The 21845-nt window shown below is 52.3% G+C and carries 18 protein-coding genes, 4 pseudogenes and 1 riboswitch; of the genes and pseudogenes, 17 read left to right on the top strand and 5 right to left on the bottom strand.

All coding sequences use genetic code 11. From position 1 onward, the window contains the following. Nucleotides 1–95: 95 nt before the first annotated feature. Genes HT085_RS06930 through HT085_RS06920 form a run of 3 tightly spaced genes read right to left on the bottom strand, consistent with a single transcriptional unit; the run spans nt 96 to nt 1586 of the window. On the bottom strand, nt 96–455 hold the full coding sequence (locus HT085_RS06930) for a YbaN family protein (RefSeq protein WP_003689264.1): 360 nt from the start codon (nt 453–455) through the stop codon (nt 96–98). Next, nucleotides 452–1057, bottom strand: a complete 606-nt coding sequence (locus tag HT085_RS06925) for a DUF1415 domain-containing protein (RefSeq protein WP_003693700.1) — start codon at nt 1055–1057, stop codon at nt 452–454. Before HT085_RS06925 ends, HT085_RS06930 begins: the two co-directional genes overlap by 4 nt. Nucleotides 1058–1103: 46 nt before the next feature. Continuing rightward, nucleotides 1104–1586 carry an Lrp/AsnC family transcriptional regulator gene (locus HT085_RS06920; protein WP_002221359.1) on the bottom strand — a complete coding sequence of 161 codons (483 nt, stop codon included), beginning with the start codon at nt 1584–1586 and terminating at the stop codon, nt 1104–1106. Nucleotides 1587–1788: 202 nt separating this feature from the next. Beyond that, nucleotides 1789–1885, top strand: a riboswitch (glycine riboswitch). A 210-nt stretch (nt 1886–2095) separates the two neighbouring features. Between HT085_RS06920 and gcvT the strand changes: the two genes are divergently transcribed. From gcvT to HT085_RS06870, 11 genes and pseudogenes are all read left to right on the top strand, one after another. Next, a complete protein-coding gene (gcvT, locus tag HT085_RS06915) occupies nt 2096–3196 on the top strand; it encodes a glycine cleavage system aminomethyltransferase GcvT (RefSeq protein WP_003693701.1) in 1101 nt (366 codons plus the stop codon). A 146-nt stretch (nt 3197–3342) separates the two neighbouring features. Further along, nucleotides 3343–3882 (top strand): hypothetical protein, encoded by a 540-nt coding sequence (locus HT085_RS06910; RefSeq protein WP_003689258.1) that lies wholly within the window; start codon nt 3343–3345, stop codon nt 3880–3882. Between the two features lie 51 nt (nt 3883–3933). Next, nucleotides 3934–4320, top strand: coding sequence for a glycine cleavage system protein GcvH (gene gcvH / locus HT085_RS06905; protein ID WP_003695621.1), 387 nt, complete (start codon nt 3934–3936; stop codon nt 4318–4320). A gap of 152 nt (nt 4321–4472) precedes the next feature. Then, nucleotides 4473–5720, top strand: a complete 1248-nt coding sequence (hemA, locus tag HT085_RS06900; protein ID WP_003689254.1) for a glutamyl-tRNA reductase — start codon at nt 4473–4475, stop codon at nt 5718–5720. 246 nt (nt 5721–5966) lie between these two features. Then, nucleotides 5967–8273: pseudogene (locus HT085_RS06895) on the top strand (4Fe-4S binding protein). 128 nt (nt 8274–8401) lie between these two features. Continuing rightward, a pseudogene (gene nosZ / locus HT085_RS06890) lies at nt 8402–10369 on the top strand (TAT-dependent nitrous-oxide reductase). 296 nt (nt 10370–10665) lie between these two features. Beyond that, nucleotides 10666–10809, top strand: a pseudogene (locus tag HT085_RS12195) (NosR); the annotation flags it as partial. Nucleotides 10810–10862: 53 nt separating this feature from the next. Continuing rightward, nucleotides 10863–11897 (top strand): annotated as a pseudogene (gene nosD / locus HT085_RS06885) (nitrous oxide reductase family maturation protein NosD). A gap of 57 nt (nt 11898–11954) precedes the next feature. After that, nucleotides 11955–12851, top strand: a complete 897-nt coding sequence (locus HT085_RS06880; RefSeq protein WP_003689241.1) for an ABC transporter ATP-binding protein — start codon at nt 11955–11957, stop codon at nt 12849–12851. Further along, the gene (locus HT085_RS06875; protein WP_003689240.1) at nt 12848–13678 is read left to right on the top strand and encodes an ABC transporter permease; all 831 of its coding nucleotides are present in this window, start codon (nt 12848–12850) and stop codon (nt 13676–13678) included. The genes HT085_RS06880 and HT085_RS06875 overlap by 4 nt, the downstream gene beginning before the upstream one ends. Continuing rightward, nucleotides 13675–14169 (top strand): nitrous oxide reductase accessory protein NosL, encoded by a 495-nt coding sequence (locus tag HT085_RS06870; RefSeq protein ID WP_003689238.1) that lies wholly within the window; start codon nt 13675–13677, stop codon nt 14167–14169. The genes HT085_RS06875 and HT085_RS06870 overlap by 4 nt, the downstream gene beginning before the upstream one ends. Nucleotides 14170–14302: 133 nt before the next feature. Here HT085_RS06870 and HT085_RS06865 read toward each other — a convergent pair whose 3' ends face one another. Both HT085_RS06865 and HT085_RS06860 read right to left on the bottom strand, forming a co-directional pair. Next, nucleotides 14303–15964 (bottom strand): electron transfer flavoprotein-ubiquinone oxidoreductase, encoded by a 1662-nt coding sequence (locus tag HT085_RS06865; protein WP_003689235.1) that lies wholly within the window; start codon nt 15962–15964, stop codon nt 14303–14305. Nucleotides 15965–16093: 129 nt separating this feature from the next. Further along, nucleotides 16094–16675: a C39 family peptidase gene (locus HT085_RS06860; protein ID WP_080282422.1), complete on the bottom strand. Its 582-nt coding sequence runs from the start codon at nt 16673–16675 to the stop codon at nt 16094–16096. A gap of 66 nt (nt 16676–16741) precedes the next feature. Here HT085_RS06860 and HT085_RS06855 point away from each other — a divergent pair, with 66 nt between their 5' ends. The 6 genes from HT085_RS06855 (at nt 16742) to HT085_RS06830 (ending at nt 21798) form a co-directional block, all read left to right on the top strand. Then, nucleotides 16742–17395: an IS1595-like element IS1016 family transposase gene (locus HT085_RS06855; protein WP_048596768.1), complete on the top strand. Its 654-nt coding sequence runs from the start codon at nt 16742–16744 to the stop codon at nt 17393–17395. 139 nt (nt 17396–17534) lie between these two features. Continuing rightward, nucleotides 17535–18476 (top strand): adhesin MafA, encoded by a 942-nt coding sequence (gene mafA, locus HT085_RS06850; protein ID WP_003691615.1) that lies wholly within the window; start codon nt 17535–17537, stop codon nt 18474–18476. 3 nt (nt 18477–18479) lie between these two features. Next, nucleotides 18480–20297: a polymorphic toxin MafB class 1 gene (gene mafB / locus HT085_RS06845; protein WP_014580299.1), complete on the top strand. Its 1818-nt coding sequence runs from the start codon at nt 18480–18482 to the stop codon at nt 20295–20297. Beyond that, nucleotides 20287–20835 carry a suppressor of fused domain protein gene (locus HT085_RS06840; RefSeq protein ID WP_002227008.1) on the top strand — a complete coding sequence of 183 codons (549 nt, stop codon included), beginning with the start codon at nt 20287–20289 and terminating at the stop codon, nt 20833–20835. The genes mafB and HT085_RS06840 overlap by 11 nt, the downstream gene beginning before the upstream one ends. A 296-nt stretch (nt 20836–21131) precedes the next feature. After that, nucleotides 21132–21485, top strand: a complete 354-nt coding sequence (locus HT085_RS06835) for an immunity protein Imm33 domain-containing protein (RefSeq protein WP_002216461.1) — start codon at nt 21132–21134, stop codon at nt 21483–21485. After that, on the top strand, nt 21475–21798 hold the full coding sequence (locus HT085_RS06830; protein WP_004465421.1) for a ribonuclease E inhibitor RraB: 324 nt from the start codon (nt 21475–21477) through the stop codon (nt 21796–21798). The genes HT085_RS06835 and HT085_RS06830 overlap by 11 nt, the downstream gene beginning before the upstream one ends. Nucleotides 21799–21845: the final 47 nt, after the last annotated feature.

The following is a 21845-nucleotide window of genomic DNA, read 5'->3' as shown; positions in this document are numbered from 1 at the left end:
GTCGAAAACGAAAAATAAATTTATTTTAACATATATTTGCAATGAAACAGGTTTGCCCCACCCGTTTGTTTGCCCTTATCCCTTTCAGACGGCATTCAAGATTCGGGTCTGCGCCACATCCATATGGCGACAAGGGAACAAAAAACCGATGAAACCGCCCCGACCCACCAGCGTTGGGGAAACTGCCAAAACATCATCAGGCAGGATGCGGTCATCATGCTGATGGCGAAAATCTTGGCTTTGCGCGGCACTGCGCCGTTTTGTTCCCAGTTATGAACCATCGGGCCGAAATAGCGGTGCCGGTGCAGCCAGCGGTGAAAGCGCGGGGATGCCTTTGCCCAGCAGGCGGCGGAGAGTAGTACGAACGGCGTGGTCGGCAACAGCGGCAAAAAAATGCCGATGATCCCCAGCAGCAGGGAGATGCCGCCGCAGGCAATTAAAAGATAACGGATCATTTTGAAATATTTTTCTTATTGTGCGGATAAGGGCAGGATGTGATACCGAGTTTTGCCCAGCCTTCATGTCCCATTTTTTCCAGCAGGGCGATATTGCGTTCGAATATTGCCGAAGCGTCGGGAAAGGCTTGTGCGGCTTTGGCAATGCTGTCTTCGCGGATGAGGTGCAGCGTCGGATAGGGAGAACGGTTGGTGTAGTTGCCGATGCCGTCTGAATCCGTGCCTTCAAATTGGAAATAGGGATGAAACGGGGCGATTTGGACGATGCCTTCCAAGCCGTTTTCGACAACGGCGGCATCGGCAATGTCGAGCATATCGTTGAATACGTCGAAATCGGGGAATAGGGTCGGGTGAACCAGCAGGGTGGTTTCCAGTTCGGTGGCGGGTGTATTGCCCAGTCGCTGCAGTTCTTCGTCCAAGTCTTCCAAAAAACCGTCAAGGTGTTTGGCTTCGCTGATCGCGATGCGGACAAGGTTTTTAACGTGGGGGGCTTTGGCAAAGGGACACAGGTTCAGACCGATGACGGCTTTTTCCAACCATTGTCCGGTGTGTTCGGCAACAGCATCTTTATTTTCGGAAGTATCGATATTCATTATTGTCATGTAAATGTGTTTGCAGAGTGCACGTGCGGGAAAATCGGGAAGGGCACTATTCCTTCAGCAGGTGGTTGAGCGGCAGGGAGGTGGTGTGTTTGATTTCTTTTAAAACAAAGCTCGATTGCGCATCCTGTACGCCGTGGTGGGATAAAAGCGTATCCAAAACAAAATGGGAAAACGCGTTCATATCGGTAAAAAATGCCTGAAGCAGGTAGTCGGTCTCGCCGGTTAGGGCGAAGCAGCTCAAGACTTCCGGCCATTTTCGAACCGATGCGGCAAAATCTTCCCGCGCGTCTTTTGCTTTGCGGATGGAAACGCGGATAAATGCCTGAAGACCTAAGTTGACGGATTCCGGAGACAGCAGCGCGGCATATTGGCGGACGATGCCGGCATCTTCCAACTGCTTCAGACGGCGCAGGCACGGAGAAGGCGAAAGTGCGACACGTTCGGACAGTTCGACATTGGTCAGCCTGCCGTTTTCCTGGAGGACCTGTAAGATTTTAATATCGGTTTTGTCTAAAGTGAGTTGGGGCATATTTGCGTTCCGTTTTAAGGAATTCGGATTGTCTGTCCGTATGTTTGCGGCAATCCGCATAGATGGAGACCATATTAACATATAAAAAGTTATACCGTCATCCGGGACAAATTTTGTTTTCGGAAAATCATGTGAAAACAGAGGCGGTCGGTTTGCATCTCTTTAAGACGGCTTGCCCAAACCGCCGATTCAAGACATAATCGGGAAATGTGCAGGAGAGAGCTACACCCGATTACGCGTAGCCGCCGAAGGCGCAGACACCCTTAAATCGCTCAGGTATCAGGGACTGCACATTGAAACAAACAATCTGGAGAGCGGCGTTAGAATAACGTCCACCGAAGGGGAGAAGGCCGTCTGAACCACCATTCAGACAACCGCGCAAAGCAGTGAGCAGACTGGTTTGCCATCATGCGGATACGGTCGAAAATCTCAGGTTCAAGGACAGATAGGGTCATCCGCGCACAGGTGCGCGGGCGGCATCTGAACAAAAAATCCGGAGAAACTTGAGAATGACTGCTCTGAAAACCACCCCGTTTCATCAAGCCCATCAAGATGCAGGCGCGAAGCCGGTAGATTTTGCCGGCTGGGAACTGCCCATCCATTATGGTTCGCAAATCGCCGAACACGAAGCCGTGCGCACCGACGCCGGTATGTTTGACGTATCCCATATGCTCGTTACCGACGTCGTCGGAGCGAACGCCAAAGCCTTTTTCCGCAAATTGATTGCCAACGACGTTGCCAAACTCGCTTTTGTCGGCAAAGCCCTTTATTCCGCTTTGCTCAACGACAACGGCGGCGTGATTGACGACTTGATCGTTTACCGCACCAACGAGGCCGAAACCCAATACCGCATCGTGTCCAACGGTGCGACCCGTGAAAAAGACACGGCACAATTCCACAAAGTCGGACAAGAGTTCGGCGTTGCCTTCAATCCGCGCTACGACCTCGGTATGCTTGCCGTACAAGGTCCTAAAGCCATTGAAAAACTCCTGACCGTCAAACCCGAATGGGCGGATGTGATTCACGGCCTCAAACCGTTCCAAGGCGCGGATTTGGGCAACGACTGGTTTGTCGCCCGTACAGGCTACACCGGCGAAGACGGCGTCGAAGTGATTCTGCCGGATACCGAAGCCGTCGCATTCTTCAAAGCCCTGCAAACAGCAGGCGTACAGCCTTGCGGCCTCGGCGCGCGCGACACCCTGCGCATGGAAGCCGGTATGAACCTCTACGGCAACGATATGGACGACGACACCAGCCCGCTCGAAGCAGGCATGGGCCGGACGGTTGATTTGAAAGACGAAAGCCGCGATTTTGTCGGTAAAGCCGCCTTGTTGGCATTGAAAGAAAAAGGCGTTGCCGTCAAACAAGTCGGTTTGCTGCTCGAAAAAGGCGGCATCCTGCGCGCGCATATGGAAGTGTTGACCGACAAAGGAAAAGGCGAAACCACCAGCGGCGTATTCTCGCCCAGCCTGAAACAATCTATCGCCATCGCCCGCGTACCGAAAGATTTTGACGGCGATACCGCCAAAGTCCTGATTCGCGGCAAAGAAGCGGACGTGCGCGTACTGAAGCTGCCGTTCGTCCGCAGCGGTCAAAAACAGTTTGATTAATATCGGTTCAGACGGCATTTGTTTGAATTAAGCCGTCTGAAAGCAGGTTTTAAGGAATTGTTATTTCCTATGAAAGCAAATTTTGGCAGTTTATTGTTGTTATTGATGTTATCGGCTTGCGCTTCGTCGCCGGCGAGCGCGGATTGATGTTTTTCGATACAGAAGGAAAATCCCATACTGCAATATTTATGAAAATCGTTGGCGGCAATGGAAAGATTGCCGGCGAGGTGGTGATAGACGGGGAATATGCTCTTGATATTGTCCGCATGAATGATGATTTGAGTATTGCCGTGCAAGATAATAAGGGTAGAAGCCGTGCTTCCGACCTGGAAGCATTGTCGCAAGCGAAATCATTTACCCTAATTGCGTTCAGCCGTTATGCGGGCACAGTTGAAGTGGATAAAGTATCGGCTGTTACAGGCATTTGTGCAGATTACCGCAGCAAAGGCCTGAAGGTTGCCGTTGCAGACAATATGAGGCCCAAACAAGAAATCGTTGTATTCCGTGCAAGCGGCGTAATGGCAAGTAATAAGCGCAAGATAAACGAAGCATATTTGGATTATTCTGCATCCTCTAAACTGCCTTCCGCCCAAAAGCAAGAATTGGAACAAGATAAAAACAATATGATTGCCGTCCATTACGGACGCTTGGAAGAATTAATCGCACGAGGTATCTGCGTACGCTAAGTTGTGCAGATGCCGTCTGAAAATAACCCCCTACCAATGGAGAATCAAACCATGAGCAACAACATCCCAACAGAACTGAAATACGTTGCCAGCCATGAATGGCTGCGCCTTGAAGAAGACGGTACCATTACCGTCGGTATTACCCATCACGCGCAAGAGCTGTTGGGCGACATCGTGTTTGTCGAGCTGCCCGAAGTCGGTGCGAACCTCGCCGCCGAAGAACAGTCCGGTGTGGTTGAGTCTGTAAAAGCCGCATCCGACGTGTATGCGCCGATTGCGGGCGAAGTCGTTGCCGTCAACGATGACTTGCCAGGCGCGCCGGAAACCGCCAACAGCGACCCTTACGGCGCAGGCTGGTTCTTCAAAATCAAACCTGCCAATCCTGCCGATTACGACGGTCTGCTGACTGCCGAACAATACGCGGGCGAAGTGGATTAAACCGCCCGTTTGTCCGACGGCAACCGTCGGACAAACGGAAACTGCACCTTCAGACGGCATTTCTGCGGTCGGAGGTGCAGTTTTTTTGTCCGTGTTTTAAGGATGCAGTTAGGCTATAATAACGGTCTATATCCATCTTCACCGATTTTTTCATGCAACTTACCGCTGTCGGACTCAATCATCAAACCGCACCTTTAAGCATACGGGAAAAGCTGGCGTTTGCCGCCGCCGCCCTGCCAGAAGCCGTCCGCAATCTTGCCCGAAGCAATGCGGCAACGGAGGCGGTAATCCTTTCTACCTGCAACCGCACCGAGCTTTACTGCGTCGGCGATTCGGAAGAAATCATCCGATGGCTTGCCGATTACCACAGTTTGCCGATTGAAGAAATCCGTCCGTATCTGTACACGCTGGATATGCAGGAAACCGTGCGCCACGCCTTCCGCGTTGCCTGCGGCTTGGATTCGATGGTTTTGGGCGAGCCGCAGATTTTGGGGCAGATTAAAGATGCGGTGCGTGCGGCTCAAGAACAGGAAAGTATGGGGGCAAAACTCAATGCCCTGTTCCAAAAAACCTTTTCCGTTGCTAAAGAAGTCCGTACCGATACCGCTGTCGGCGAAAATTCGGTTTCGATGGCTTCCGCGTCCGTCAAGTTGGCGGAACAGATTTTTCCCGACATCGGCGATTTGAACGTATTGTTTATCGGCGCAGGCGAAATGATTGAGCTGGTTGCCACTTATTTTGCCGCCAAAAATCCCCGGCTGATGACGGTTGCCAACCGGACGCTGGCGCGTGCACAGGAGTTGTGCGACAAGCTCGGTGTTAACGCGGAACCGTGCCTGCTGTCCGATCTGCCTGCCATTCTGCACGATTACGACGTGGTGGTTTCTTCAACGGCGAGCCAGCTTCCGATAGTCGGCAAAGGCATGGTCGAACGCGCATTGAAACAGCGTCAGAGTATGCCGTTGTTCATGCTTGACTTGGCCGTGCCGCGCGATATTGAAGCGGAAGTCGGCGATTTGAACGATGCGTATCTTTATACGGTGGACGATATGGTCAACATCGTCCAAAGCGGCAAGGAGGCAAGGCAGAAGGCCGCCGCCGCCGCCGAAACGCTGGTGTCCGAAAAGGTTGCCGAATTTGTCAGGCAGCAGCAGGGCAGGCAGAGCGTTCCGCTGATTAAGGCCTTGCGGGACGAGGGCGAGAAAGCGCGCAAGCAGGTGTTGGAAAATGCGATGAAACAGCTTGCCAAAGGCGCAACGGCGGAAGAGGTTTTGGAACGGCTGTCCGTCCAACTGACCAACAAGCTGCTGCATTCGCCAACTCAAACCTTGAATAAGGCGGGGGAAGAAGATAAAGATTTGGTTCATGCCGTCGCGCAGATTTATCATTTGGACAAATAACGGTGCGCCGGAAAAGGATGCCGTCTGAAGGGGTTTCAGACGGCATATTTTTGTGCCGCCTGACAACATCGTGAAATCCCACATTATATCGATGTAATTACAAAGTATTATCCTATATGCGGATTGGTTTTAAGATTTGTAAATTTGATTTGCATCAAAAATCGCCGATAGATGATTCATATAATATCAATATTAAAGAGTATCGGTATATCGGGGATAGCTATGTCCTGTTTTTCAATCCGGCGTATGTCTGCGTTTCGGGCGCGGATAACGGCGTTTTTTACCGCCTTTGTCTTTTTGACGGCGGCACTGCCCGCTTATGCGGAGCGTCTGCCTGATTTTCTGGCGAAAATACAGCCTTCGGAAATTTTTCCGGGTGCGGATCGTTACGGCAAGCCGGAAGGCAAGCCTATGGTTGCCCGCGTTTACAAAGGCGATGAGCAGCTCGGTTTGGTTTATATCACGACCGATGCGGTCAATACGCGCGGTTATTCGAGCAAACCGATCGATACGCTGATGGCTTTGGCAAACGACGGCACGATAGCCGGGGCGAAACTGGTCGATCATCACGAACCGATTATGCTGATCGGTATCCCGCAATCGCGTGTCGATAAGTTCATCGACAAATATATCGGTCTGAATTTTATTAAAAATCCGCCGACCCCGGGCGTGGCGCCGGGCGACATCATCAGCGGTGCGACTGTTACACTGATGGTGGTTAACGACAGCATCCAGCGTTCGTACAAGGTCATTGCCAACCAATACCGTCTGGGTTCGGACAAGGCCCTTCAGACGGCATCCGCTTCCGATGTTCGGGAAGCCGCGCCTGCGTCAGAAACCCGTCCGCGCCGTATGGCAAATCCCGACAAGCAGGATATTTTGTCTTGGGACGAACTTTTGAAACAAAAGGCCGTCGGCCATCTGCATATCACGCTCGATCAAATCAACAAACTGTTTGAGAAAGGCGGCAAGGCCGGCGTGGCCGATCACGCCGAACAGGGCGATCCTGACGATACCTTTATTGATTTGTATGTTGCCTTGGTCAGCCAGCCTTCCATCGGTAAAAGCCTGCTGGGTAAGGACGGCTGGGCGCATCTGCAAAAACGGCTGAAACCCGGGCAGCAGGCGGTTTTGGTTGCCGGAGAGGGCCGTTATTCTTGGAAAGGTTCGGGCTATGTGCGCGGCGGTATTTTCGACCGTATCGAGATGATTCAGGGGGAGAACAGCTTCCGTTTTACCGATGCCCAACACGAACGCGTCGTCGAGCTGTCTGCCGCCGATGCGCCGCGTTTTAAAGAAGTTTCTTGGTTTACCATCCCTGAAGGCGTAGCGTTTGACGGTGCGGAGCCGTGGCGGCTGTAATTGATGGTTCAGCGCGTATTGAGTGTGAACGATAAAGCCTTCGTTACCGCCGATTTGGATTACGAACTGCCCCAAGCTTATTACGTCGATGATCCTAAAGCGCCGCCCGTAGAAATCAGCGCGCCTGTCGAAGCAGTACCTGCCGCAGCATCCGATACCGCTTCAGACGGCATTGCCGAAGATGCGTCAGCTGAAAACGGTGTATCCAACCAATTATGGAAACAGATTTGGAAAGCGAAACAGGGGCAGATTGTCGTCGTCGGCATTGCGCTGACCATCCTGCTTTTGGTATTCCTGTTCCAAGATTGGATTGTGCGTTACGAAAAATGGTACGACCGCTTCCGCTTTGCTTTCCTAACTTTTACGCTCTTCTATATCGGCTGGTATGCACAGGCGCAGCTTTCGGTCGTCAATACGCTGACGCTGTTTTCCGCCATCCTTACCGAATTTCATTGGGAATTCTTCCTGATGGATCCGATTGTGTTCATCCTGTGGCTGTTCACGGCTGCAACCATGCTGCTGTGGAACAGGGGGACGTTTTGCGGTTGGTTGTGTCCGTTCGGCTCATTACAGGAATTGACTAACCGCATTGCCAAAAAACTGGGTGTGAAACAGATTACCGTGCCGCATATGCTGCATACCCGTTTGAACGTCATAAAATACCTGATTTTCTTCGGTTTTTTTGCAATTTCGCTGTATGATTTGGGTACGGCGGAAAAATTTGCCGAAGTCGAACCGTTCAAAACTGCGATTATCTTGAAATTCATGTGCGATTGGTGGTTTGTCGCCTTTGCCGTGGCACTTTTGATTGCGGGGCTGTTTATCGAACGCTTCTTCTGCCGTTATCTGTGTCCTTTGGGTGCGGGCATCGCGCTGCCGGGCAGATTCCGCGTGTTCGACTGGCTGCGCCGCTACAAAATGTGCGGCAACCCCTGCCAAATCTGTACGCACGAATGCCCCGTTCAGGCAATCGCGCCCGAGGGCGACATCCATCCGAACGAATGTATCCAGTGCCTGCACTGCCAAGTGATGTACCACCACGATACGCGCTGTCCGCAAGTTGTGGCGGAAAATAAGAAAAAACAAAAACAGGCTGCTGCCAAATCAGGGGAATTGGAAAATGTCTCTAAGCAGCCGCAGGAACAGGTCGTCCGTTTTGTCAAACCCGAAACGGCGCAATCTGAAAAATAAGCATCCGGGGGAAGCCTGAAGCCAAAGTGTCAGGCAGGCAGGGTTTCCCCGGAAGGATAATAAAATTTTTTTCCCATCGGCTTGCCGTCCGAAAACCGGTTTGCCGTATTTTATCCAAGGAGTGTTGTATGTCAGACGAAAAATTAGAACAAAACGGCTTGAGCCGTCGTTCGTTCTTAGGTACGGCCGCCGCTTCCGGTGCAGGTATTGCCGGTGCGGGCCTGTTGGGTTTGGCGGGTTGCTCTAAAGACGGCGAACAGGCTGCCGCTAACGCTTCCGGCGCGGCTCCCGTCGCCAAGGCGCAAGGGGAATCCAAACCCGGCCAACTGTCTTCCGAAGTCGGTCCGGGCGAACTCGATCAATATTACGGTTTCCTTTCCGGCGGCCAGTCCGGCGAGATGCGCCTGATCGGTCTGCCTTCTATGCGCGAACTGATGCGTATCCCCGTGTTCAATATGGACAGCGCGACCGGTTGGGGACGCACCAATGAGAGCTTGAAAGTCCTCAACGGCAATATTACCGAAGAAACCCGTAAATTCTTAAAAGACGGCGGCCTGCGCTGCTACCCCAACGGCGACTTGCACCACCCGCACCTGTCGTTTACCGACCAAACTTATGACGGCCGCTATGCCTATGCCAACGACAAGGCAAACAACCGCGTCTGCCGCGTGCGTTTGGATGTGATGAAGGCCGACAAAATCATCGACATCCCTAATGATTCAGGTATTCACGGTCTGCGTCCGCAACGTTATCCGAAAACCGGTTATGTTTTTGCCAACGGCGAACACATTACCCCTGTCAGCGGTGTAGGCAAACTGGATGATGCGAAAACCTGGAATGCAGTGTACACCGCCATCGACGGCGAAACCATGGAGATCGCATGGCAAGTATTGGTTGACGGTAACCTGGACAACGGCGATGCCGACTATCAAGGCAAATATTCTTTTGCCACCTGCTACAACTCCGAGCGCGCGCTGACCGTACAAGGTGCGTCTTCCAACGAGCAGGACTGGTGCGTCGTTTTCGACCTGAAAGCCATCGAAGAAGGCATCAAAGCGGGCGACTTCAAAGAAGTTAACGGTGTGAAAATGCTGGACGGCCGCGCTGAGGCCAAATCCAAATACACGCGTTATATCCCTGTGCCGAACTCTCCTCACGGCTGTAACGCAAGCCCTGACGGTAAATACATCATGCCCAACGGTAAACTGCCTCCAACCGTTACCGTATTGGATGTCAGCAAACTGGACGATTTGTTCGCCGGCAAAATCAAAGAGCGCGATGTGGTCGTAGCCGAACCGCAACTGGGTCTCGGCCCGTTACACACTGCATTCGACGGTCGCGGCAATGCTTATACGACATTGTTTATCGACAGCCAAATGGTGAAATGGAATATTGACGATGCGATCAAAGCCTACAAAGGCGAGAAAATCGATCCGATCAAACAAAAACTCGACGTTCACTATCAACCGGGTCACAACCATACGACCATGGGCGAAACCAAAGAAGCCGACGGTCAATGGCTGGTGTCCTTGAACAAATTCTCCAAAGACCGCTTCTTGAATGCCGGTCCTTTGAAACCCGAGTGCGACCAATTGATCGACATCTCCGGCGACGAAATGCGTCTGGTACACGACAACCCGACTTTTGCCGAACCGCACGACTTGTGTTTGGTTGCCGCGTCCAAACTGAACCCGGGCAAAACTTGGGACCGCAAAGACCCGTGGTTCTAGCAGGATGCTTTGGAACAGGCGAAAAAAGACGGTGTCGAGCTGGAAAAAGCCGCCAAAGCCGTACGCGAAGGCAACAAAGTACGCGTGTATATGACGGCCGTCGCGCCTGCTTACAGTATCCCGCAGTTTGAAGTGAACCAAGGCGACGAAGTAACCGTTTACGTTACCAACGTCGAAACCATCGAGGACCTGACCCACGGCTTCACTTTGGAAGGCTGCGGCATCGCTATGGAAATCGGCCCGCAAGCCACTTCTTCCGTAACCTTCAAAGCCGTCCGCCCGGGTGTGCACTGGTACTACTGCCAATGGTTCTGCCACGCATTGCATATGGAAATGTCCGGTCAGATGATTGTTCATCCCAAATAATGCGGCCCGACGGCTGAATATGGAGAATGGCGTCTGAAGGCAACAGGTCTTCAGACGGCATTTATAGCCAAACCGCTTGCCGTACCGTTTCAGGCGGTTTCGCTATAAAAACAGGCACATTTGAATGATGCTTTATTTTGTTCGGCCATACCGAACGAAACAGAGGGACACTATGCACACATCCGCGCTCCGTATATGGCTGAAGGCCGTGCTGATACTTGCCGCCGGCAGCATTTTTCAGACGGCATCGGCAGCCGTCGTCCACGTTTCCCCGCAAGACAACCTTGCCGAAATTTTTGCCCGCGCCCGGGCGGGCGATACGATCAAACTGGCTTCCGGCGTATATCAAACCAAACTTTATATCGACAAACCGATTACGATTGAAGGGCCTGCCGACCGTTCCGCAACCATCGAAGGGGACAAGAGCGGGCGTACCATAGCCGTACACGCGCCGGACGTAACGCTCCGCAACCTGACCGTTACCCGTTCCGGTATGAGCCTGCCAGCAATGGATGCCGGTATTTATCTCGAAAAAGCCGCCCCGCGCCCCCTGGTTGAACACAACAATATTTTTGATAATTCGTTCGGCGTATACCTTCATGGTTCTGCCGATGCGATGGTGCGCGAGAATAAAATCGTCGGCGATGCGACCTTGCGCGTGAATGAGCGCGGCAATGGCGTTACCGTTTGGAACGCGCCCGGCGCGCAGGTCGTCGGCAACGACATTTCCAAAGGGCGGGACGGCATTTTTTCCAATACCAGCACGCACAACACCTATAAAAACAACCGCTTCAGCGACCTGCGTTTCGCCGTCCACTATATGTACACCAACGACAGCGAAGTCAGCGGCAATATTTCCGTGGGCAACAATATGGGCTATGTGCTGATGTTTTCCGAACGGCTCAAAGTGTTCGACAATATCGCCGTCGGCAGCCGCGATTAGGGCATCATGCTCAACTATGTCAACTATTCCGATATTCACGACAATATTATCAACAAAGCGGGCAAGTGCGTTTTTGCCTACAATGCCAACTACGATAAACTGTCCGCCAATCATTTTGAAAACTGCCAAATCGGCATGCACTTTACCGCCGCCATCGAAGGCACGTCCCTGCACGACAATTCCTTTATCAACAACGGAAGCCAGGTCAAATATGTCAGTACGCGCTTTCTCGACTGGAGCGAGGGCGGACACGGCAACTACTGGAGCGACAACAGCCCGTTCGATTTGAACGGCGACGGCTTCGGAGACAGCGCGTACCGTCCCGACGGCATCATCGACCAAATCATCTGGCGCGCGCCCGTATCGCGCCTCTTGATGAACAGTCCCGCAATCAGCATCGTCAAATGGGCGCAGGCGCAGTTTCCCGCCGTTCTGCCCGGCGGCGTGGTGGACAGCAAACCGCTGATGAAGCCTTATGCCCCCAAAATTCAAACCCGTTATCAGGCGATGAAGGACGAGTTGCTCAAAGAAGCCGAAACGCGGCAGTCGGAACGGGGCAGGGCGGAAAACGGTTCTTTGAACTAGTCTGCTTCAGACGGCACCCGGATTCAAATGCCGTCTGAAAACACAAAAGGAACAACCATGACCACACATCATGTCGAATTGAGGAAGGTAACCAAACGGTTCGGGGCGCAAAAAGCCGTCAGCCAAGTCGATTTGGTTTTGAAGGCAGGAGAAAGCGTCGGGCTTGCCGGACACAACGGCGCGGGCAAGTCCACCATCATGAAGCTGATACTCGGGCTGATTACCCCGACCGAAGGCGAAGTGATGCTTTTGGGCGAACGTACCGGCAGCAAAGCGGGGGCGCGGCTTCGCAGCCAAATCGGCTACCTGCCCGAAACCGTTGCGCTGCACCCTTCGCTGACCGGCATCGAAACGCTGGATTTTTATGCCAAACTTAAAAAACAGCCGCTCACGCAGAACCGGGGGCTGCTTGAGCGCGTCGGCATTTCCCAGACCGCACACCGCCGCGTCGGCACTTATTCTAAAGGGATGCGCCAACGCCTTGCCTTGGCACAAGCCCTGCTGGGCGAGCCCAAAGTCCTGCTGTTTGACGAACCGACAACCGGCCCCGACCCTGCATCACGACAAATGTTTTACGAAGTCGTGCGCGAACTCAACGGGCGCGGCGCGACCGTATTGCTCAGTACCCACGCCCTTGCCGAGTTGGACGGACACGCCGACCGCATTGTCGTGATGAAAAACGGCGTTAAGGTTGCCGACGGCAGTATGGACGAATTGCACGTCCAAAGCGGGCTGCCGCTGACCGTCAATATCCGCCTCAATGCGCCGCGCACCCTCAGCAGCCGCTGGCAGCCGCTTTCAGACGGCATTTCCTACCGGGCGCAATGTCAGGCCGAAGAACGTATGGAACTGTTGGGCGAATTGGGCAGCCTGTCCGACCTTGCCTATTTCGACATCCACACGCCGACGCTTGACGAAATGTACGCACGGTTCTTGAAAAGGGAGGACGTATGAACCCCGTTTGGATTATTACCGGCAAAGAAGCCCGCGACAGCCTGCGTAACCGCTGGGTGCTTGCCGCCGTCCTCCTGCTTGCCGCACTCGCCCTTTCTTTGGGTTTCCTCGGCAGCTCGCCCACCGGTTCGGTCAAGGTCGATCCGCTGACCGTTACCGTCGTCAGCCTGTCGAGCCTGTCTATTTTCCTGATTCCGCTGATTGCGATGCTGCTTTCTTATGACGCACTGATCGGCGAAATCGAACGCGGTACGATGGCGTTGCTGTTGAGTTATCCCATTTGGCGCAACCAAATCCTTGCCGGCAAGTTTGTCGGACACCTCATCATCCTCGCCCTTGCCACCACGGCAGGTTACGGATTGGCAGGCATTACGCTGCAACTTGCCAACGGCGGTTTCGACATCGCCGTTTGGAAACCCTTTGCGCTGTTGATTGCCGCCAGCGTGATTTTAGGTGCGGCATTTCTGTCTATGGGCTACTTGATTAGTGCAAAGGTCAAAGAGCGGGGGACGGCGGCCGGTATTTCCATCGGCGTATGGTTGTTTTTCGTCGTCATCTTCGATATGGCGCTTTTGGGTATTCTGGTTGCCGACTCGAAACAGGTCATCACCGCGCCCGTCGTTGAAACGGTGCTGCTGTTCAATCCCACCGACATTTACCGCCTGCTCAACCTGACCGGTTACGAAAATACGGCTATGTATGCGGGTATGGCGGGTTTGAGCGGACAAATCGGCCTGACCGTCCCCGTTTTGCTGACCGCGCAGGTTTTATGGGTTATCATTCCGCTTGTTTTGGCAGCCGGAATTTTTAGAAAGCGACGAATATGAAGAAAACCCTGTTGGCAATTGTTGCCGTTTTCGCCTTAAGTGCCTGCCGGCAGGCGGAAGAGGCACCGCCGCCTTTACCCCGGCAGATTAGCGACCGTTCGGTCGGACACTATTGCAGTATGAACCTGACCGAACACAACGGCCCCAAAGCCCAGATTTTTTTGAACGGCAAACCCGATCAGCCCGTTTGGTTCTCCACCGTCAAGCAGATGTTCGGCTATACCAAGCTGCCCGAAGAGCCCAAAGGCATCCGCGTGATTTACGTTACCGATATGGGCAATGTTACCGATTGGACGAATCCTAATGCCGACACGGAGTGGATAGATGCGAAAAAAGCCTTTTACGTCATCGACAGCGGCTTTATCGGCGGTATGGGCGCGGAAGACGCGCTGCCGTTCGGCAACAAGGAGCAGGCTGAAAAATTTGCAAAGGATAAAGGCGGCAAGGTCGTCGGTTTTGACGATATGCCCGATGCTTACATTTTCAAGTAAATCCAAACAGAAATGCCGTCTGAACGTTGAAGCCAAGGTTCAGACGGCATTTTTTGTCATAGGTTCAAACGGGGCAGGTTCGAACAACTGCCCCATTCCTTATTCCTGACCGGGCGTAACGGCGGAATGAGGTTTACATCCCGCCGTAATTCGGTCCGCTTGCGCCTTCGGGGCAAATCCAAGTGATGTTTTGCGTCGGGTCTTTGATGTCGCAGGTTTTGCAGTGCACGCAGTTTGCCGCGTTGATTTGCAGGCGCGGACTGCCGTTTTCTTCGATGATTTCATATACGCCGGCCGGACAATAGCGCGTTTCGGGAGAGGCGTATTCTTTATAGTTCACGTCTATCATCGTTTGCGGATTGTTCAGCACCAAATGGTCGGGCTGGTTTTCTTCGTGCGCGAGATTGGCAAGGAAGACGCTGCTCAAGCGGTCAAAGGTCAACACACCGTCGGGTTTCGGATAATCAATCGGCTTGCACACGGCGGCTTTTTTGAGCTGCTCGTTGTCTTTGCCGTGATGTTTCAAGGTCCACGGGGCTTTGCCTCTGAAAATCATCTGGTCGATGCCGGTATAAAGCGAGCCGAGGTAAACGCCCCATTTGAATGACGGACGGACATTGCGCGCGGCATAAAGCTCTTGATACAGCCAGCTTTGTTCAAACAGTTTTTGATAGTTTCCCGCTTCTTTGCCGCTGTCGAAGCTTTCCACTTCTTCAAAGTTTTCCAACAAGGGGAACACGGCTTCGGCGGCGAGCATGGCGGATTTCATCGCGGTATGAATGCCTTTGATGCGCGGCATATTGAGGAACCCCGCCGCATCGCCGATTAAAACGCCCCCCTTGAACGAGAGCTTCGGCAGGCTTTGCAAACCGCCTTCAATCAGCGAACGCGCGCCGTAAGCAATGCGGCGGCCGCCTTCAAAGGTTTTGCGGATTTCGGGATGGGTTTTGAAACGTTGGAACTCTTCAAACGGCGACAGATACGGGTTTTGATAGTCCAAACCGACCACGAAGCCGACGGCGACTTTGTTGTCGTCGAAATGGTAAATAAACGCACCGCCGTAGGTTTTGCTGTCCAGCGGCCAGCCTGCGCTATGCACCACCAAACCGGGCTGATGCTGTTCAGACGGCACTTCCCAAACTTCTTTGATGCCCAAGCCGTAAGTTTGCGGCTGGCTGTTTTGGTCGAGTTGGAAACGTTCGATGATTTGCTTGGAAAGCGAACCTCGGCAACCTTCGGCAAACAGGGTTTGCCGCGCCCAAAGCTCCATGCCGGGCTGGAAACTGTCGGTCGGCCCGCCGTCTTTGCCTACACCCATATTGCCGGTCGCAATACCTTTGACCGAGCCGTCTTCGTGATACAGCACTTCGGCGGCGGCAAAGCCCGGATAGATTTCCACGCCCATATTTTCCGCCTGCTCCGCCAACCAGCGCACGACTTCGCCTAAGCTGACGATGTAGTTGCCGTGATTGTCGAAATTCGGGGTAATAGGCAGATTGAACGCTTTTTTCTCCGTCAGGAACAACACCTTGTCCTGAGTTACCGTGCGCGTCAGCGGCGCGCCTTTTTCTTTCCAGTCGGGAATCAGCTCATTCAGCGCAATCGGATCGATAACCGCGCCCGCCAGCGAATGCGCCCCCGCCTCCGAACCCTTCTCCGCCACGCAAACGCTGATTTCGCGCCCGTTCTGTTCGGCAAGCTGCTTGAGTTTGATGGCGGCGGACAACCCCGACGGGCCTGCGCCGACAATCACGACATCGTATTGCATACTGTCGCGGGTGATGGATTCTGTCATGGCGGTTCCTGTGTATTTATTATTGAATTGCAAATCCGTAATTATACAACGGGAACATATAGTTACCAAATACAACAAAGGTCGTCTGAAAACCATATTTTCGGTTTTCAGACGACCTTTGTCGAAATTTCAATAAGCACGCCACCATTTTACCTGTCCGACCGCAAACTCCGTCTGACGTTTCGGACTGCGTGTGAAAAACGCCTTATCCCCACCGGCATCCCTCCCTTTCGGCACGACCGCCAAAATTTTGCCTGCCAAATTTCCCTCACGGGTTTGCCAAGCCTCCAAAAACTGCGCCCTGCTCATCGAAACATGACCCGGCGACGGGTCGGCAAGCAAAACCGTATTGCCATCCACTCCGCGCAATACCGAAAAATGGTCGTCTTTGCGGTATTTCAGATACACGATGACGGGGATTTTCAACTGCGCGAGCTGCTCGAAAGACAGGGCATAGCCCTTCGCCTCAAAACCCAAATCGGGCATAATGCGCCGCATATCCTCAAACGACGCGCGCATCTGTTCCTTACCCAGTTTTTCCAACACTTCTTCTTCCGTCAGCGTTTGCCCGTAAAAATTGTTCAAAAGCGTCGCCACCGAAGCCGCCCCGCAGGAAAAATCCAAATCCTGCTTTACAATATTGAAATCCCGCCGCGCTTTCCAACTCTGCAATTTGATTTTTCCGTAAACAACAGGATTATCGTTAAACATCGGTGCAGCATTCAAACGATAAGACAAGGGTCTGTACCAGATTAGCAGATATGTTACCCTCGAAATATGAAGATAACACACTGCAAATTAAAGAAAGAAGTACAAAAAGAACCGCTCCGTTCTTTTGTACCGGAAGTTACCGCCCGTTCTGCCGCCGATATTTTGGGTATCCATCCCGATTCGGCGGCACTGTTTTACCGTAAAATCCGCACGGTTGCCAACCATCGTTTGGCCTTGGCTGCCGATGAGGTTTTCGAGGGCCCCGCCGGGCCGGGCGCAAGCTGTTTCGGCGGACGGCGTAAAGGCAGACGCGGTCGCGGCGCGGCAGGAAAAGCGGTTGTCTTCGGCATTCCGAAACGCAACGGGCGGACCTATACCGTTGCCGCGGACAATGCCGAGCCTGAAACGTTGCCCCCTGCCGTCAAAAAGAAAATCATGCCGGACGGTATTGTTTATGCCGATAGCCCGGGCAGCCGCGGCAAGTCGGACGCGGGCGGTTTTACCCGTTGCCGCATCAACCGTTCCAAGGAATTTGCAGACCGTCGGAACCACATTAACGGCATTGGGAACTTTTGGAATCAGGCAAAACGCGCCTTGCGGAAATACAACGGAATCGATCGTAAACCTTTCCCGCCGTTGTTGAGGGAATGCGAATTTCGACTTAACTTCGGCACACCGTCCCGGCAGCTAAAAATCCTGCGGGATCGGTGTGGAATTTAGGGATAATCTAGTACAGCCACAAAAACAATGCCGTCTGAAAGCCCGCCCTGCCGTTCAGACGGCATTTCCACCCCTTTTGTTTACAAACCCTTAAAATCCATTTACACTCAAACCCGTTCAAAACAAAACAAACCCTGCCATGAAAACCCTGCTCCTCCTCATCCCCCTCGTACTCACCGCCTGCGGCACACTGACCGGCATACCCGCCCACGGCGGCGGCAAACGCTTTGCCGTCGAACAGGAACTCGTCGCCGCATCGTCCCGCGCCGCCGTCAAAGAAATGGACTTGTCCGCCCTGAAAGGACGCAAAGCCGCCCTTTACGTCTCCGTTATGGGCGACCAAGGTTCGGGCAACATAAGCGGCGGACGCTACTCCATCGACGCACTGATACGCGGCGGCTACCACAACAACCCCGACAGCGCCACCCGATACAGCTACCCCGCCTATGACACTACCGCCACCACCAAATCCGACGCGCTCTCCGGCGTAACCACTTCCACATCGCTTTTGAACGCCCCCGCCGCCGCCCTGACGAAAAACAACGGACGCAAAGGCGAACGCTCCGCCGGACTGTCCGTCAACGGCACGGGCGACTACCGCAACGAAACCCTGCTCGCCAACCCCCGCGACGTTTCCTTCCTGACCAACCTCATCCAAACCGTCTTCTACCTGCGCGGCATCGAAGTCGTACCGCCCGAATACGCCGACACCGACGTATTCGTAACCGTCGACGTATTCGGCACCGTCCGCAGCCGTACCGAACTGCACCTCTACAACGCCGAAACCCTTAAAGCCCAAACCAAGCTCGAATATTTCGCCGTCGACCGCGACAGCCGGAAACTGCTGATTGCCCCTAAAACCGCCGCCTACGAATCCCAATACCAAGAACAATACGCCCTCTGGATGGGACCTTACAGCGTCGGCAAAACCGTCAAAGCCTCAGACCGCCTGATGGTCGATTTCTCCGACATCACCCCCTACGGCGACACAACCGCCCAAAACCGTCCCGACTTCAAACAAAACAACGGTAAAAACCCCGATGTCGGCAACGAAGTCATCCGCCGCCGCAAAGGAGGATAAACCGTGAAACCGCTGCGAAGACTGACAAACCTCCTTGCCGCCTGTGCCGTAGCGGCGGCCGCACTCATACAGCCCGCCCTCGCGGCGGACTTGGCGCAAGACCCGTTCATTACCGATAACACCCAACGGCAGCACTACGAACCCGGCGGCAAATACCACCTCTTCGGCGACCCGCGCGGCAGCGTTTCCGACCGCACCGGCAAAATCAACGTCATCCAAGACTATACCCACCAGATGGGCAACCTGCTTATCCAACAGGCAAACATCAACGGCACAATCGGCTACCACACCCGCTTTTCCGGACACGGACACGAAGAACACGCCCCCTTCGACAACCACGCCGCCGACAGCGCAAGCGAAGAAAAAGGCAACGTTGACGACGGCTTTACCGTGTACCGGCTCAACTGGGAAGGACACGAACATCATCCCGCCGATGCCTACGACGGCCCGAAGGGCGGCAATTACCCCAAACCTACGGGCGCACGAGACGAATACACCTATCACGTCAACGGCACAGCCCGCAGTATCAAACTCAATCCGACCGACACCCGCAGCATCCGGCAACGCATATCCGACAACTACAGCAACCTCGGCAGCAATTTCTCCGACCGCGCCGATGAAGCCAACAGAAAAATGTTCGAGCACAATGCCAAGCTCGACCGCCGGGGCAACAGCATGGAGTTTATCAACGGCGTCGCCGCCGGCGCGCTCAACCCCTTTATCAGCGCGGGCGAAGCCTTGGGCATAGGCGACATACTGTACGGAACGGGTTATGCCATAGACAAAGCCGCGATGCGCAACATCGCCCCCTTGCCCGCCGAGGGTAAATTCGCCGTCATCGGCGGCTTGGGCAGCGTGGCGGGCTTTGAAAAGAATACGCGCGAAGCCGTTGACCGGTGGATACAGGAAAACCCCAATGCCGCCGAAACCGTCGAAGCCCTGGTCAACGTCCTGCCGTTTGCCAAAGTCAAAAACCTGACAAAGGCGGCAAAACCGGGGAAGGCTGCGGTTAGTGGGGATTTTTCTAAATCCTACACCTGCTCCTTCCACGGCAGCACCTTGGTCAAAACGGCAGACGGCTACAAAGCCATTGCCCATATTCAAGCCGGAGACCGCGTCCTTTCCAAGGACGAGGCAAGCGGGAAAACAGGATACAAACCCGTTACCGCCCAATACGGTAATCCGTATCAAGAAACCGTTTACATTAAAGTTTCAGACGGCATCGGCAACAGCCAAACCCTGATTTCCAACCGCATCCATCCGTTTTATTCGGATGGGAAATGGATTAAAGCGGAAGATTTGAAAGCGGGAAGCCGGCTGTTATCCGAAAGCGGCAAAACCCAAACCGTCCGCAACACCGTTGTCAAACCAAAACCGCTCAAAGCCTACAATCTGACCGTTGCCGATTGGCATACCTACTTTGTCAAAGGCGATAAGGCGGAAACGGAAGGGGTTTGGGTTCATAATGATTGTCCAACCAAACTAAAACCGACAGAACGTTATAATCGTCAAACGCATTATGGAGGTTCTCAAACAGATGGAGCAAGGGCTCAGGCAGCAAGACAGGCAGGAGAAGGTAAACCTTGTCCAACTTGTGGTAGAATTCAGATATTTGGTACGAAAACCGCACCAAGTCCGCAACATGAACCCCCATTAGTAAAACATTACTATGAACATGGTGGTCACTCTATGAGCAATGCTGATCGAGCGAAACATGCCAGGGAAAGCATAAAAGGAACTCAATGTTTAACATGTCAAAGGAAAGAGGGTGCGATGATGTCAAGATATTCGAGAGAACAGGCTAAAAAGCATGGACTATAACCAAACTGTTTTATCTCACTTGCAAAAATTTTGGAAACATCATGATATTAAAGGATTTACTTGGACTTTAGGAAGAATTGTTGAAGAACTTCCCGATTTCCAAGTTTTCCAAGTGATTCCTAATCATGAAGATGAGCCTTGGGTTTATGTCAGCTCTGGGATAGGTCAATTTTTAGGGCAGGAGTTTTTTATCATCAGCCCGTTTGAAACACCTGAACATATTGAGACCTTGGCAATGCTGGCATCTGCAAGTATGCATTATCCTGATCAATTTCAATTAGGGAAAACCGTCAATATCGGTAGACCGTGGGTCGAGCAATCATCCTTCCGGCATTTTCTGATTTCTCTGCCTTATCCTTATGGGCAAGAGTTGGAATATATGGATAATGTCCGATTTTTCTGGTTATTGCCAATTACCCAGACAGAAAGACTTTTCTTGAATACTCATTCGGTAGAAGAATTGGAAACGAAATTTGATGAAGCGGGTATTGATTATTTAGATATAAATCGTGCGAGTACTGTCTGGCAGGCAGGATAAAAATTCGGCAATCAAAATGCCGTCTGAAACAAGTTTGGACTTTCAGACGGTATTCTGATGAATGGAACAGGATACTGGGAACTGAGTTCTTCAAAAATCCTATCTCCGTCCCTTATACGTCGGTGCTTTAGTCAAAACGGCAGACGGATGAAAAATTATTGCCCGTATCCTTGCCAAAGATGAAGCAAGATGAAGCCAGGTAATTGAATCGGTACAAGCGCAATGTCCGACTTGTTCTGCAAAACAGGGAGGGAGATTAAGCCAATATTCAAAAGAACAGAAAAAGAAACTGAGTAATGGGAATAAAAAATGAACAAATAATAATTTGTAAAAAATATAATACAGAAATATATCCTGTTTCCGATGTTTCAAAAATCGGTGTTGCTGAAAATGTCAAACAGACAGGCCTGTATCCGATTAACGGGTTAAGGCACCGTCCCAAAGGTGATACTAACGGTTGGTATATCTGGGCCGGTGAAAACTTCTCCTATGATAAAAATTTTTTCCTGCCCTTGCATACGTTCCATTTGCAAATATGGCGACCCGAAATCATCCCCTTTTTGACACTTCCGCCCGGTTACCGTTTTTTAATTGGGGAAAACGGTTATGAAGACGTATGGTTTGATGAGTTGCTATTAAATGATAATTGACGAAAAATCTACTTCAGATGTACTGAAACAATATCAAGAACTAGGGTTTGATTTGACAAAACCTATGATAATAGAGTTTTTTATAGATGGTTCTCAAAAGAATCTGCAATCAATAGAAAGCCAACTCATTTCTTATCGGCAAGATTTTCAAATCAGTATTGAACAAGATGAATTCGGAGAAATGTGGACTTGCTATTGTTCCGTCAATATCGTCCCTTCCCTTGAAAACATTTTAGCTATTGAAACTACGTTATTTGGTATTGCACAAAAAAATGATTGTAATTATGAAGGTTTTGGTTCGTATGGGAACTAACAAAAAGTGTAGGTTGGGTTGAAAAAACCATATTCCCATTAAAGATT

The organism is Neisseria gonorrhoeae, assembly GCF_013030075.1.
Lineage (GTDB): Bacteria > Pseudomonadota > Gammaproteobacteria > Burkholderiales > Neisseriaceae > Neisseria > Neisseria gonorrhoeae.
This window is presented reverse-complemented; position numbering and strand designations above follow the sequence as displayed.

Excerpts from the sequence above, each read along its gene's own strand:
- HT085_RS06880 (WP_003689241.1), top strand. The coding sequence starts at position 11,955 with ATGACCACACATCATGTCGAATTGAGGAAGGTAACCAAACGGTTCGGG.
- HT085_RS06930 (WP_003689264.1), bottom strand. The coding sequence starts at position 455 with ATGATCCGTTATCTTTTAATTGCCTGCGGCGGCATCTCCCTGCTGCTG.
- HT085_RS06865 (WP_003689235.1), bottom strand. The coding sequence starts at position 15,964 with ATGACAGAATCCATCACCCGCGACAGTATGCAATACGATGTCGTGATT.
- HT085_RS06925 (WP_003693700.1), bottom strand. The coding sequence starts at position 1,057 with ATGACAATAATGAATATCGATACTTCCGAAAATAAAGATGCTGTTGCC.
- hemA (WP_003689254.1), top strand. The coding sequence starts at position 4,473 with ATGCAACTTACCGCTGTCGGACTCAATCATCAAACCGCACCTTTAAGC.
- HT085_RS06860 (WP_080282422.1), bottom strand. The coding sequence starts at position 16,675 with ATGTTTAACGATAATCCTGTTGTTTACGGAAAAATCAAATTGCAGAGT.
- HT085_RS06875 (WP_003689240.1), top strand. The coding sequence starts at position 12,848 with ATGAACCCCGTTTGGATTATTACCGGCAAAGAAGCCCGCGACAGCCTG.
- gcvT (WP_003693701.1), top strand. The coding sequence starts at position 2,096 with ATGACTGCTCTGAAAACCACCCCGTTTCATCAAGCCCATCAAGATGCA.
- mafA (WP_003691615.1), top strand. The coding sequence starts at position 17,535 with ATGAAAACCCTGCTCCTCCTCATCCCCCTCGTACTCACCGCCTGCGGC.
- HT085_RS06920 (WP_002221359.1), bottom strand. The coding sequence starts at position 1,586 with ATGCCCCAACTCACTTTAGACAAAACCGATATTAAAATCTTACAGGTC.
- HT085_RS06910 (WP_003689258.1), top strand. The coding sequence starts at position 3,343 with ATGTTTTTCGATACAGAAGGAAAATCCCATACTGCAATATTTATGAAA.
- HT085_RS06840 (WP_002227008.1), top strand. The coding sequence starts at position 20,287 with ATGGACTATAACCAAACTGTTTTATCTCACTTGCAAAAATTTTGGAAA.
- HT085_RS06870 (WP_003689238.1), top strand. The coding sequence starts at position 13,675 with ATGAAGAAAACCCTGTTGGCAATTGTTGCCGTTTTCGCCTTAAGTGCC.
- HT085_RS06855 (WP_048596768.1), top strand. The coding sequence starts at position 16,742 with ATGAAGATAACACACTGCAAATTAAAGAAAGAAGTACAAAAAGAACCG.
- gcvH (WP_003695621.1), top strand. The coding sequence starts at position 3,934 with ATGAGCAACAACATCCCAACAGAACTGAAATACGTTGCCAGCCATGAA.
- HT085_RS06830 (WP_004465421.1), top strand. The coding sequence starts at position 21,475 with ATGATAATTGACGAAAAATCTACTTCAGATGTACTGAAACAATATCAA.
- HT085_RS06835 (WP_002216461.1), top strand. The coding sequence starts at position 21,132 with ATGGGAATAAAAAATGAACAAATAATAATTTGTAAAAAATATAATACA.